At 65.6% G+C, this 12,131-nt stretch carries 14 protein-coding genes and 1 tRNA gene; all 15 read right to left on the bottom strand.

All coding sequences use genetic code 11. The annotated features are described in order from the left end of the window. Positions 1–2: 2 nt before the first annotated feature. Positions 3–770, bottom strand: a complete 768-nt coding sequence (locus tag J4G12_03870; protein ID MCE2454943.1) for a YggS family pyridoxal phosphate-dependent enzyme — start codon at positions 768–770, stop codon at positions 3–5. Between the two features lie 68 nt (positions 771–838). After that, positions 839–1,522, bottom strand: coding sequence for an energy transducer TonB (locus J4G12_03865; protein ID MCE2454942.1), 684 nt, complete (start codon positions 1,520–1,522; stop codon positions 839–841). A gap of 223 nt (positions 1,523–1,745) precedes the next feature. Further along, positions 1,746–2,429: a TonB family protein gene (locus tag J4G12_03860; protein MCE2454941.1), complete on the bottom strand. Its 684-nt coding sequence runs from the start codon at positions 2,427–2,429 to the stop codon at positions 1,746–1,748. After that, positions 2,426–2,875 (bottom strand): biopolymer transporter ExbD, encoded by a 450-nt coding sequence (locus J4G12_03855; protein MCE2454940.1) that lies wholly within the window; start codon positions 2,873–2,875, stop codon positions 2,426–2,428. The genes J4G12_03860 and J4G12_03855 overlap by 4 nt, the downstream gene beginning before the upstream one ends. Before the next feature lies 1 nt (position 2,876). Further along, entirely contained in the window at positions 2,877–3,302 is a 426-nt protein-coding gene (locus J4G12_03850; GenBank protein MCE2454939.1) for a biopolymer transporter ExbD, read from the bottom strand. Between the two features lie 194 nt (positions 3,303–3,496). Beyond that, positions 3,497–4,177: a MotA/TolQ/ExbB proton channel family protein gene (locus tag J4G12_03845; GenBank protein ID MCE2454938.1), complete on the bottom strand. Its 681-nt coding sequence runs from the start codon at positions 4,175–4,177 to the stop codon at positions 3,497–3,499. Positions 4,178–4,323: 146 nt separating this feature from the next. After that, the gene (locus J4G12_03840; GenBank protein ID MCE2454937.1) at positions 4,324–5,079 is read right to left on the bottom strand and encodes a diadenylate cyclase; all 756 of its coding nucleotides are present in this window, start codon (positions 5,077–5,079) and stop codon (positions 4,324–4,326) included. A gap of 53 nt (positions 5,080–5,132) precedes the next feature. Next, complete coding sequence (ftsH, locus tag J4G12_03835) at positions 5,133–7,103, bottom strand: ATP-dependent zinc metalloprotease FtsH (protein ID MCE2454936.1); 1,971 nt, start codon at positions 7,101–7,103, stop codon at positions 5,133–5,135. Positions 7,104–7,147: 44 nt separating this feature from the next. After that, complete coding sequence (gene hpt / locus J4G12_03830; protein MCE2454935.1) at positions 7,148–7,687, bottom strand: hypoxanthine phosphoribosyltransferase; 540 nt, start codon at positions 7,685–7,687, stop codon at positions 7,148–7,150. Further along, positions 7,680–8,711 carry a tRNA lysidine(34) synthetase TilS gene (tilS, locus tag J4G12_03825; protein MCE2454934.1) on the bottom strand — a complete coding sequence of 344 codons (1,032 nt, stop codon included), beginning with the start codon at positions 8,709–8,711 and terminating at the stop codon, positions 7,680–7,682. The genes hpt and tilS overlap by 8 nt, the downstream gene beginning before the upstream one ends. 6 nt (positions 8,712–8,717) lie before the next feature. Further along, entirely contained in the window at positions 8,718–9,503 is a 786-nt protein-coding gene (locus J4G12_03820; GenBank protein MCE2454933.1) for a glycerophosphodiester phosphodiesterase, read from the bottom strand. Positions 9,504–9,580: 77 nt separating this feature from the next. Continuing rightward, positions 9,581–9,654 (bottom strand) — tRNA-Met (locus J4G12_03815). A 34-nt stretch (positions 9,655–9,688) separates the two neighbouring features. Beyond that, the gene (locus J4G12_03810) at positions 9,689–10,060 is read right to left on the bottom strand and encodes a septum formation initiator family protein (protein MCE2454932.1); all 372 of its coding nucleotides are present in this window, start codon (positions 10,058–10,060) and stop codon (positions 9,689–9,691) included. Beyond that, complete coding sequence (gene eno, locus J4G12_03805) at positions 10,057–11,544, bottom strand: phosphopyruvate hydratase (GenBank protein MCE2454931.1); 1,488 nt, start codon at positions 11,542–11,544, stop codon at positions 10,057–10,059. Before eno ends, J4G12_03810 begins: the two co-directional genes overlap by 4 nt. Beyond that, positions 11,541–12,107: a TM2 domain-containing protein gene (locus J4G12_03800; protein MCE2454930.1), complete on the bottom strand. Its 567-nt coding sequence runs from the start codon at positions 12,105–12,107 to the stop codon at positions 11,541–11,543. The genes eno and J4G12_03800 overlap by 4 nt, the downstream gene beginning before the upstream one ends. Between the last annotated feature and the right edge of the window lie 24 nt (positions 12,108–12,131).

The raw sequence follows: 12,131 nt of genomic DNA, 5'->3' as shown, positions 1-12,131 counted from the left end.
GGTCAGGTCTCCAGATTAGTTGCCCCGGGCCTCGGTCTGGGCCCGAAGAGCGCAGTTCCGATACGCACCATAGTACTCCCTTCCGCGATGGCGACATCCAGATCGCCCGTCATCCCCATCGAGAGTTCAGGGCCTACCCGCGAGGTGGCCTTCCGTGTCTCTTCGCTCGTTCGTCGGAGTCCGCCGAAGGTACGGCGAAGCGTACCGACATCGGCGCCGAACGGCGCCATCGTCATCAGACCCGCCAACTTTAGGCCCGGCAGTTCGGCCATCTCGAGCAGGGTATCGACGGCTCCGTCCGCGTCGAGCCCGCTCTTGGACGCCTCTCCCGAGACGTTGACCTGCACGAGGATGTCGAGCCCTGAACCGGGTTCGCAACCCCTTGCACCTTCGACGACCGCGCGACTCAGCTTGCGAGCGAGCTTGAGATTGTCGACGGAGTGAACTAGGTCGGCGCACGCCGCCGCTCTCTTCGCCTTGCGGCTCTGAACGTGGCCGATGAGGTGCCAGGTCGGCTCGCGGCCGATGATCCGGGTCTTCGCCTCCAGCTCCTCGACTCGGTTCTCGCCCAGGTGGGTCAATCCGGCCGCAAGCGCCGCCTCCACAGCCTCGACCGGATGGGCCTTGGTAACCGCGATCAGCCGGACGGACCTAGGAGACCTTCCGGCGTCCAGCTCCGCCCGGGCGATGCGATCACGCACCTCCGGTAGATTTCGGTCAAGCAGTTCGGCGTACACGTAGCGGGATCGGGTCCATCTCGTAGCGGCCATGGCCGTCGCCGGTCAGACCCGAATGTCCTGGGCTTGTGAACTTCGGTCGGCTAGCGAACCGCGCCGCTCTAGTTGACCTTGAAGATGATGGGTATCGCCACTCGGACCTTGACGGGTTTGTCGCGGTTCAGCGCCGGCGAGAACCTGTAGACGGCCGCGACCCTCAGAGCCGCCTCGTCGAGAGCCCGGTAATCGGAGCTATCATGGACATAGGATCCAATGACCTTCCCTTCCTCGTCGATTTCGAAGTGGACCACGACCGTGCCGCCTATGCCGGCGTCCTTCAGGAAGGCGGGGTACTCCCGCTCCAAGGCTGCCTGGACCTCGTCGCGGTTGTGGACCTCCGGGTTGACCTCGGCCACCGAGAATATGCTGCGGCCGCCCGGAGTGTTCTCCCTCTCGGCGAAGGGGGGCGGCGAAAGCAACGCTGACGGGTTCGCCTCGAAAGTGGTCTCGGTGATCGTGATCTCGGCGCTCACCGTGGTCGACACGACCGGAACCGCCGGGTGCGAAATGGCCTGCGGGGGCGGCGGGACCTCGATCTGGTCCGGCACGTCGAGCACTTCGATTTCGTCGGCCTCGAAGGAGACGTCCTCGGCCTCGATATTGGGCGATGCGACGAAGAGCACGACGTGCAGCGCCACCGCGAGGATGAGTCCGGCCCAGATCATTTCCGGGGATCGGTGCTTGAAACTGTCGTTTCTGGTCTCGATCGGGTCCGCTTGGAGGTCGGGTTGGGTTGGGTCGGTCATCTCCGTTCCCTCTGGAATTTGGTTTCGCGTTGCGCGGCGAAGACCACCCGCAGCACACCGCCCCGGATGAGCGCCTGTTGCAGTTGGTCCGGTAGATTTCGGGCAAGCAGTTCGGCGTACACGTAGCGGGATCGGGTTCGCCCCGCAGCGGCCATGGCCGTCGCCGGTCGGACCCGGATGTTCCTGGCTTGTGAACCTCGGTCGGCTAGCTAGTCGCGCCGCTCTAGTTGACCTTGAAGCTGACGGGTATCGCCACCCGGACCTTGACGGGCTTGTCGCGGTTCAGCGCCGGCGAGAACTCATAAATGTTCGCGACCCTCAGAGCCGCCTCGTCGAGAGCCTCGAATCCGGTGCTCTCGTGGATATAGGCTCTGATGACCTTCCCTTCCTCGTCGATTTCGAAGTGGACCACGGCCGTGCCGCCCAGGCCGGCGTCCTTCAGGAAGCGGGGCCACTCCCGCTCCAAGGCCCGCGTGATTTCGGGGACGTTTTGCACCACGGGGTTGACCTCGAACACCGAGAAGCCGCCGCGATCTCCCGGATTGCTCTCCACCGCCATGACGGGGGGCGGTGGAAGGTCCTCAGGCGGGTTCGCCTCCAACGTGGTCTCGGTGATCGTGATCTCGGCGCTCACCGTGGCCGACACGACCGGCACCGCCGGGCGCATTATGGCCTGCGGGGGCGGCGGGATCTCGATCTGGTCCGGCACATCGAGGACTTCGATCTCGTCGGCCTCGAAGGAGACATCCTCGGCCTCGATGTTGGGCGATACGACGAAGATCACGACGTGCAGCGCCACCGCGAGGATGAGTCCGGCCCAGATCGCTTCCGCGGATCGGCGCTTGAAACTTTCGTTTCTGGTCTCGATCGGGTCCGCTCGGAGGTCGGGTTGGGTTGGATCGGTCATCTGCGTTCCCTCTGGATGTTGGTTTCGAGTTCTGCGGCGAAGGTCACTCGCAGCACACCGCCCCGGATGAGCGCCTGCTGCAGTTGGTCCATGTACTGATACGGGACGTCCCGATCACCGCGGATCGAGATCTGAAGCTTCTGATCGGAAGCGACATAGAGCGGGGTGACCACCGCCGTGACCTGATCCATGGTGAGCTCGGCGTCGTTGACATAGACCTTGCCGTCCTGCTCCATCCAGATGTTCAGGATGTTCTTCTGCTTCTCGTCCATCTTCTGGGCGGCTTCCGCCTCGGGCCAGTCTATCGGCCGTTCCTTGTCCTGCTGGAAGACCGTGGTGACCATGAAGAAGATGAGGAGCAGGAAGGCGATGTCTGCCAGAGACGAGGAGGGAATCTCCTCGGATGCCTTCGAACTCTTCTGGAACTTTCCTCCGCTGATGGCCATGTCAGACCTCCAGGAGCTGGAGTGAGATGCGGCTCGCGTTGGCCGACTGAAGGGCGTCGAGCACGTCCATCATATAGCCGTACTCGGCCTCGGGATGGGTCTTGACCGCAGCGATGAGTCTGTCGTTGGAAGCGAATTCCTGCCTCCAGATGCCCTCGACGTCGGCCGCCCGCACCGTCTGGACGGATTCGCTCTCACCGCGCTTGACCTCGACCGTACCGTCGACCTGAACGAGCAGGTGGAGGACGTTCTCCTGCGCGACCTCGACCTCCTCGTTCGCTTCCGGAAGCACCAGGGCAAGCCCCTTGTCCTTGGGGAAGGTGGTGGTGACCAGGAAGAAGATGAGAAGCAGGAAGGCGATGTCGGCGGTGGAGGACATCGGGATGCCTTCGCCGGCTCTCTTCTTTTTCTTTCCGAGAACGGACATTACTCGACCTCGCGGTTGGGGGTGCGGGGGATCCGGCAGGGAGAGCCGGCTCTGTGGAAAACGGTCGTCAACCGCGCCGTACGTTCATACTCGAACGCGTCGCAAGAGGTCCGCGCGATACGGTGCGACGCGCGTGGCGATGGAGACGGGAAACACGGGCTTCCGGATGCAGTGAGAGATTCTTCCACGGGCTGTCAGGCTGCCGAAACGATCTCGAGACGGTGCTCGCGCTCGAGATCCCAAGCCAGATTGATCACTTGCTGGGTTCCTTCCTCCATGTCGACGATGAGGCGATCGATCCGGGTGACGAAGTAGTTGTAGCCGATGTTGACCGGGATCGCGATCGTCAGGCCGGCGGCGGTGGTGAGCAGAGCTACCTTGATACCTCCGGCGACCAGCGAGGGATCGACCGTCCCTGCCTCGGCGATGGAATCGAAAGCGAGGATCATTCCGGCCACGGTACCTAGGAAACCCATCAGGGGGGCGACGTTGGCGACGGTCGCCAAGACCACCAGGCCGCGCTCGAGAAACCCGAGCTCGATGACGCCGGTCGTGGAGACGGCACGTTCGATCTCGCCTTCGGTGACCCTCCCGGTACGGATGCGCCGCAGTCCGGTGTGGAGGATGGCGGCCGCCGGACCGTTGGTCGAGCCGGCGATGCCGAGAGCGCCGTCGATGTCTCCCTCGAGCGTCGCGTCCTTCACCGAGGCAAGGAGCTTCCTGGTGTCACGGTGAGCGAGCCAGAGGGTCCACGTCTTGCCCACGATTACTCCCACTGCGAGCAGGGAGCAGAAGACGAGCGGATACATCATCCACCCGCCGTCCTCGAAGAGGGTGATTAGCCTGTACTGGTTGTCCACGTGGGCGATCTCCAAATGGGGCTGTCCGACGGACGCGCCGTCGATTGCTGGGAGGTTCCGCCGGAGGGGGTTCGCTCGGCCGGCGGTCATGCGTGTCAAACGTCGTGCGGCTCATCGTAAGGTACTTGGCCGTAAGATAAAATGTCAACACCGTAACGCAACTATTCGCGTCCGGTCGTCTCCCGCTCCGCCCTGGGCAACAGACTCTCCCGCACCTCCTCCTCCCCAGCCATCCGTTTCAGCTTCCCCAGCCTGGCGATGGAGATCCGACCTGTCTCCTCGCTTACCACGATGACGGTCGCGTCGGTCTCCATGCTGAGCCCGACGGCAGCCAGGTGGCGAGTACCGAGGCCGGAGATCTCGGCGCTGTCGCCGACGGGAAGAATGGCGCGAACGAACTTGATCGAATCGTCCGAGATGATCACCGCTCCGTCGTGAATGGGAGAAACGGGCGTGAAGATCCAGCGAAGCATGCTCTCCGAGACCCGGGTCTCCAGCCGCTCCCCGGTCTCCCCCCAGCGCTCCAGCCCGTCTCTGTTCTCGACGGCGATCAGCGCTCCGTGTCGTGCCTCGGCCAGCCTGACCACCGCCTTGGTGACCTCTTCGGCAGTGCGCGACTTGAGAGGCGCGATGGCTCCCAGCAGGGGCACGCCCCCGCCGATGCGGGAGAGAGCGTAGCGGAGTTCGGGCTGAAAGACCACCAGCACGGCGATCGTCCCGAAACTGAGGATCTGTGTCGCGATGCCCGGGATCACCTCCCAGCCGGCTCGCTCCAGACCCTCCGTCAGCATCAGCAGGAAGACCACCCCCAGGAAGACGGGCAGCCCCCTGGTGCGGCTGAGGAGGCGCATCACCCAATAGACGAGCACCGCGAGAACCAGTATCTCGAGGGCGTCCGACCAGTCGGGAACCCTCAAAACGCCGGGTGCGTCGGTGACCGCGCCGGCGTCTTCCTGCGGGCTCTGGAAGTTCAGCGGCTGTCGTGGAAACCGGGAGCCGCTCCCGGAAGCGGGCCACCAGCGATAGGTATCTGGAGCTGGGTGCGATCCGGCACCGCGTCCTTCTTCGCCTCGTCGTCCAGGGCGGACGGCTCATCCAGCTCCTGAAGCGGCGGCAAGGTACCGCCCTTGTCAAGGATCGCGATCTCGTCGCCGTCGAGCGTCTCGCGTTCAAGCAGGCTCTGTGCGATTACCTCCAGGAGGTCGCGATTCGCCGCCAGGATGTCGCGTGCGCGATCTTGGGCGACGTCGAGTATGCGCTTCACTTCCTCGTCGACGAGCCGGGCGGTGTGTTCGGAGACTGCCCGTCGCTGGACGATCTCACGCCCGAGGAAAACCTCCTGTTCGGAGTCCCCGATCGCGACCAGTCCTATGGCGTCACTCATGCCGAAGGTGGTGACCATGCGCCTCGCCATGGCGGTGGCGCGTTCGATGTCGTTGCCGGCGCCCGTGGTCACGTCGGCAGGACCGAAGATCAGCTCCTCGGCCACCCTTCCGCCGAAGAGCATGGCGAGCTGGCCTTCGAGCCAATCCTTCGTGTACGAGTGCCGATCCTCCTCCGGCAGAGAAGCCGTGATCCCGAGCGCCCGGCCCCTCGGAACGATGGTGACCTTGTGCACCGGATCGAGCCCGGGAATCTTTATGCCCAGCACCGCGTGACCCGCCTCGTGGTAGGCGGTGAGCTTCTTCTCGTTCTCGGTGAGCACGAGCGAGCGACGCTCCGCTCCGAGCATGACCTTGTCCTTGGCGCGGTCGAAGTCGACCATGTGAACCCGGCGGGCGTCCCGGCGGGCGGCCAGGAGAGCGGCTTCGTTGCAGATGTTCTCCAGATCCGCACCGCTCATGCCGGGGGTGCCCCGAGCGATCACGGAGAGCTCCACGTCCTCCGCAAGGGGAAGCTTGCGGGCGTGGACCCTGAGAATGCCCTCGCGACCGCGCAGGTCGGGAGCGTCGACCACAACCTGGCGGTCGAAGCGGCCCGGACGAAGCAGGGCCGGATCGAGAACGTCCGGACGGTTGGTCGCCGCCAGGAGGATGACTCCGCCGTTCGACTCGAAACCGTCCATCTCGACGAGCAAGGCGTTCAAGGTCTGCTCCCGTTCGTCGTGCCCGCCCCCGAGGCCGGCGCCTCGATGCCTGCCGACGGCGTCGATCTCGTCCACGAAGATGATGCAGGGAGCGTGGGTCTTGCCCTGTTCGAAGAGGTCGCGCACACGGGAGGCTCCCACGCCCACGAACATCTCCACGAAATCCGATCCCGACATCTGGAAGAAGGGCCTGCCCGCCTCGCCCGCCACAGCACGCGCGAGAAGGGTCTTGCCGGTCCCCGGCGGTCCCACGAGGAGCACCCCCTTGGGCAGCCGCCCTCCCAGCCGCGAAAACTTGGCGGGATCCTTGAGGAATTCGATGATTTCCTGGAGCTCTTCCTTCGCCTCCTCGGCGCCGGCGACGTCCTGGAAGGTCACCTGGGGATTGTGGGGTGAGATGAGCTTGGCCCGCGAGCGCCCGAACTGGAAGGCTCGGTTGCCTCCGGCCTGCATCGCTCTCACGATCCAGAACAGGATGATGATGAGCAGCAGGAAGGGCAGAAGGGAGGTCAGTATCCTGAGCGCACCGCCGTCGGCGGGAAGAGCGTCGACCGCCACGTCGCGTTCTATGAGGCCTGCCGTGAATTCGGGTGTGGGGTCGAACGGGAGCAGCGAACGGAAGGTGTGAACTTCCTCATCGTTCCCGGGCAGCGCGACGGGCTGGTTGAACTCGCCTTCCATACGTCGTCCGCGGATGGTGACTTCGAGGATGTTGTCGGCCCTGAGCTGACTGTCGAACTCGGTGAAGTCGATCTCACCCGCGTTCCGCCCTCCCCCGTAGAACATCTCGACCACGAAGACCGTGCCCAGCAGCAGGACCGCCATGAGTGCGAGGCCGCGGGAGGCGCGACCCATCTTGCCTTTCTGCCTTCGGGGAGGTTCTTGTGCCATTTCGCCCGCTAGATAGCTGCGATGAAGGGTAGTTGACGGTACTGCTCGGCCAGATCGAGTCCATACCCCACCAGGAAGTCATTGGGTGCGTCGAAACCGACCCAGCGCACAGGCTCCGCGATTCCGGAGTTGCCAGGCTTGCGGAGTAGGGCGCACACCTCGAGCGTCCGGGGCTCCCGGGCCCTGAGTTGGGGCAACAGACGGTTGAGCGTGGTGCCCGAATCGACGATATCTTCGACAAGGAGCACGTCCCTGTCCTTGAGGGGAGTCCGGACATCGAGATGGATCTGCACCTCGCCGGACGTCTTATTGTTCGCGCCGTAGCTGGAGACCGCCATGAAATCCATCTGGGCCGGCACGTTCAGTGCGCGTGTGAGATCTGCCATGAATATGAAGCTTCCCTTGAGCAGACCGATGACGAGAAGGGCGCCGCGATCCCGGTAGTGGTCCGAGATTTCCCGGCCGAGCTGAGCGATCCGTTCGCGGACCTGCGATTCCGGGTAGAGCACCCGATGATCCCGAGGTGGTCCGAGCGCGCTTTCAGCCATGAATTCCCTGATCGGATCTCGGTGCCTCGGCCGTCGGTTTACGACGCGGCGGCAGCATGATCAAGCGTTCGTGGCCTCTCCAAAGACGGAGTCCGCCCGTAAGCGAGACCTCCCGGCCGTGACCACGGGCTATGCTAAACCGAGCCGCTATCTCCGTTCCGGTGCGGTCGAGCGGGAAGCCGAGTTCGGCGGCGAGTCTGCGAAGCATGACGGCGCGCAGCTCCTGCGGCAGCCGCTCGAACGGGGCGGCGGCGAGCGACACGCTCCTGCGCGGGGGTGGACGCCGGCACAGGTCGAGCCCGCTCTCGACGCAGGCCAGCGCCGACTCCCAGGCCTCGGCCTCCTCGGCGGCGAGCTCGGCGAGTCGCGTGAGCGAACGTCGCGCCGTGCTCGAAACGCCTTCCTCCAGAGCGGGGATGACGCGGTGCCGGATGACGTTGCGGGGGCGCGTAGGATCTCGATTGGAGGGATCGGTTCGCCAAGTGAGGCCGACGTCGGCGGCGTAGCTCCGCAGCTCGGCGCGCCAGAAGCCGAGGAGCGGACGCCAGATGCCGGGCTCCCGCCACTCTCTCATGGCAGCAAGCCCGGCGGGACCGGTGCCTCGCGCCACCCGGTGGAGCACCGTTTCGGCCTGGTCGTCGGCGTGGTGGGCTAGGGCGACGCGATCCGCCCTCAGTCCGAGTCTCGCCGACTCGAGGATCCGGTGGCGCAGCTCCCGGGCCCGCGTCTCCGAGCGCTGGTCGACAGGCGGTCTGGGCAGTCTCTCCACGCGGAGTCCCACTCCCCAGGCTCGGCACAGCCCCTTCAACCACCGGGCGTCGTTCCCCGATTCGCGCCGCCAGCCGTGGTCGACGTGGACGGCCAGCAGATCGAGCGGCGGCAGACCCGGGGTGAAGCGCAGCAGATGGAGGAGAACCACCGAATCGGCACCGCCCGAAACCCCTACCAGAACCCGCGTGTCAAGCGGCGGTGTGCGGGGGGAGCCGAGAAGCCGGGTTCGGAAGCGGTCGGCCAGGTCGTTCACCGCAGGTCAGTCTCCGTGGGGCGGCGGCCGGCCGGCCGCTTCCTCTAGGACACGTGCCAGGAGGTCAGGTCGGTCGCTCTGGATACCGTCGACACCCAGGTCGAGGAGGCGACGCATTTCGTCCGGATCGTTCACGGTCCACACCTGGACCGGGATGTTGCAGGCGTGGGCGGCTCGGATGAAGCCCGGGGTGACCACCGCGAGGCCGCGCCACCTCGTCGGCACCTGGAAGATGTCCACCGGAGGAGGGGAGCGGCGGAAGGCGGCCCGTCTGCCGAGGCGAAGGCGAGCGGCGAGCCAGAACTTCAAGACGGTCTTTCGTCCCGCGCTCAAGGCTCCTTCGTACTCGCTTCGCTCGGGAAGATGGCGGGAGTCGGAGCTTGCCAGGACGACACGGTGCACCGCGCCGCGAGCTCGGATGGCGGCGACGGCCGCCGGCCATGCGCCTTCGGCCTTCAATTCCACGGTGAGGCGGGTCCAGGGCAGCCTCTCCAGAACCTCGTCCAAGGTGGGAATCCTCACACCCCGTCCCCTTTGGGAGCGACGACCGTCCGGATCCCGGAAGCGGTAGCCGGCATCGAGGCTTCGGAGTTCGGCGAGCGTCAGCTCGCTGACCGCTCCGCTGCCTTCGGTGGTTCGATCGACCGTGGGATCGTGGATCACGACCGGTCGTCCGTCGCGGCTCAGACGGACGTCGAGCTCGATCATGTCGGCGGCCCACCGCTCCGCAGCGCAGGTAAAGGCCTCCAAGGTATTCTCGGGGGCCAACGCCGCTCCACCCCGGTGCGCCACCAGAAGCGGTCGGCCAGCTAGTACCGGGAAGCCCGGTCGCACGCTCCGTGACAAGGCTGGCCTCCATCTTCAACGGATGCCGGAGGAGGGACTCGAACCCCCGACACGCGGATTATGATTCCGCTGCTCTAACCGACTGAGCTACTCCGGCGCGACGCGCAAGGTCGCCTGAAAGGACCCTCCTGTCAAGGACGGTGCCTTATGGCGTCGCCGGAACGCCGGCGGTCGTCCGCTGTGGGATCGGAGGCCGAGGGTTCGGCGGCATGGGAGTCCGAGGCGGAATCGGGCGGCTCGACGAACCTGTATAGAATCTCGCCCTCGCGGATAAGACCGAACCGTTCTCTCGCAACGCGCTCCAGCGCTTTCGGGTCGCTCATGAGGGCATCCCTGGCGGATTCCAGCGAGTCGAGTCGTTCGACCAACGCGTCCTGCCTCTTCTCCTCCGCGGACACCTCTTCCTCCGCTCTCCGCAGGTCGAACCACGAATACTCGCCGCCGAAAACCAGCAGGTAGAGAGCTCCGAGCACGAGTCCCGTCGCCAGCAGGCCGCGGATCAACGCCATAGCTCCATCCCCGGAAAACGGGCCGTCCCTTCGAGCTCCGACTCGATCTCGAGCAGCCGGTTGTACTTGGCCGTTCTCTCGCTGCGGCTGGCGCCGCCCGTCTTTATCTGGCCTGCGCCGGTCGCGACGACCAGATCCGCGATGAAGGTGTCCTCCGTCTCGCCCGAGCGATGCGACACGATCCTTCCGAGGCCGGCGGCCTCGGCGTCGCGCATGGTTTCGAACGTGCGCGTCAGTGTGCCGATCTGGTTGAGCTTGACGAGCACCGCAGTGGCGGCCCGGGTGTCGATTCCCCTCTTCAGCCGCTTCGGGTTGGTCACGAAAAGGTCGTCGCCCACAACCTGGACGCTGCCGCCCAGCCGCTGGGTAAGGGCCACCCATCCGCTCCAGTCGTCCTCGCCGAGCGGGTCCTCGATCGAGCGGATCGGATATTCGGACGCCCAGCGCTCCCAGTAGTCGACCATCTCCTCGGACGATCGTGTTCCGCCGTCCGACCAACGCAGCTCGTAAGCCCACTCGTCCTGCTCGACGGCATCCGCTGGTTCCGTTTCCAAAAGCTCCGTCGCGGCGACATCGAGTGCGATCGCCACCTCGCGTCCCGGCGTGTAGCCCGCTCGTTCCACGGCGGCGAGCACCGTCTCTATCCCTTCCTCGTTGCTCGCCAGATCGGGAGCGAAGCCGCCCTCGTCACCGACGGTCGTGGCGAGGCCGCGTTCCCTCAGAATCCGCTTCAGGTTGTGCGAGATCTCCACACCCGTGCGCAGCGCCCGCCCGAAGCTCTCGACGCCGGCGGGCATGACCATGAACTCCTGCACGTCCACGTTGTTGGAAGCGTGCGCCCCGCCGTTGAGGATGTTCATCATCGGGACGGGGAGCGTCGGTTCGCTAACTCCGCCGAGGCCCAGCCACAGCTCGCGCAGGTGACGCCACAGGGGCAGGCCGCGTTCGCGGGCCGCGGCTCGAGCGGTGGCCAGAGATGTCGCGAGCACGGCGTTCGCACCCAAGTGGGCGAGGTTGGGCGTGCCGTCGAGATCGGTGAGAGTCCGGTCCAAGCTCTTCTGTTCGCTCGGATCGAGACCGGTGATCGCGCGGGCGATGGGGCCGTTCACGTTCGCGACGGCGCGGAGAACTCCCTTGCCGAAGTAGCGAGGGTCGCCGTCGCGCAGTTCGATCGCCTCGTGCGTGCCGGTCGAGGCGCCCGAAGGGACCGCCGCGCGTCCCTTCGCTCCCGAGTCGAGCGTCACCAGCGCTTCCAGGGTGGGTAGGCCGCGGGAGTCGAGGATCTCCCGAGCGCGAACGCTCGTGATCGTCGTACAGCCCGGCAGGTGGATGATTTCGCGCGAGCGCGGATAGCGATGAAGCGCCGCTCCGCCGTGAGCGATCGTTCCACGAGCTGCCGACGGCGGGGTCCTGACCGTTCCGTTCGCGCGCACGGAGGCCCGTAGGACCTGCCGCGACGGGCCCCCGGTGGAGCTCATCCCCCGATCAGGTCCGGGAAACGGTAGATGACGACCCCGCTCTCCGGTGCGTTGTCGACATCGACGTACCCCTTGTCGACCATCGCGTTGAGCGCTCGCTCCACCTCTTCGAAGGCGCGCCCCGAGGCGATGACTCCCTGGGTGACCGTGAGAACGCCGCCGTTACGGCGGGCCGCGTTCAGGAGTGCGACCCTCAGATCGGCCACCTTGTTGCCGGGAGCCTGCCCGGCAAGGCTTGCGACCTGCTTTTGCGGCTCGAGCTGGAACCTTCGGGGCGCAATGTAGCCGTCGCGTCGATTGGCGTCCCGGACCATGGACTTCAAGCTGAACAGGTCGACGAGGGTGCCGATCCCCAGGAACCCCAATGTCAGCAGGAAGAAGAGTCCCGACCATACCTTGCCGAGGTAGAAGCGGTGCAGTCCGCTGAGCCCGAACACCGACATCGCCAGGAGCAGGTAGGACGTGCCGAGACTGTAAGGCTTCTCGGACACGGTGATGTTGATGTTGCTGACGTCTTTCGAGTCCCCGCCTTGGGAGGTGGGGTAGCGGGGATCGTAGTTCATCTTTGCGTCTACGCGGACCGGTGG

Source organism: Gemmatimonadota bacterium, from assembly GCA_021295815.1.
Taxonomy (GTDB): Bacteria; Gemmatimonadota; Gemmatimonadetes; order Longimicrobiales; family Gaopeijiaceae; genus JAGWBQ01.
This window is presented reverse-complemented; position numbering and strand designations above follow the sequence as displayed.

Bases quoted from the DNA above. Each gene is read 5' to 3' on its own strand.
- J4G12_03870 (MCE2454943.1), bottom strand. From the start codon at position 770: ATGGCCGCTACGAGATGGACCCGATCCCGCTACGTGTACGCCGAACTG.
- J4G12_03865 (MCE2454942.1), bottom strand. From the start codon at position 1,522: ATGACCGACCCAACCCAACCCGACCTCCAAGCGGACCCGATCGAGACC.
- J4G12_03860 (MCE2454941.1), bottom strand. From the start codon at position 2,429: ATGACCGATCCAACCCAACCCGACCTCCGAGCGGACCCGATCGAGACC.
- J4G12_03855 (MCE2454940.1), bottom strand. From the start codon at position 2,875: ATGGCCATCAGCGGAGGAAAGTTCCAGAAGAGTTCGAAGGCATCCGAG.
- J4G12_03850 (MCE2454939.1), bottom strand. From the start codon at position 3,302: ATGTCCGTTCTCGGAAAGAAAAAGAAGAGAGCCGGCGAAGGCATCCCG.
- ftsH (MCE2454936.1), bottom strand. From the start codon at position 7,103: ATGGGTCGCGCCTCCCGCGGCCTCGCACTCATGGCGGTCCTGCTGCTG.
- hpt (MCE2454935.1), bottom strand. From the start codon at position 7,687: ATGGCTGAAAGCGCGCTCGGACCACCTCGGGATCATCGGGTGCTCTAC.
- eno (MCE2454931.1), bottom strand. From the start codon at position 11,544: ATGAGCTCCACCGGGGGCCCGTCGCGGCAGGTCCTACGGGCCTCCGTG.
- J4G12_03800 (MCE2454930.1), bottom strand. From the start codon at position 12,107: ATGAACTACGATCCCCGCTACCCCACCTCCCAAGGCGGGGACTCGAAA.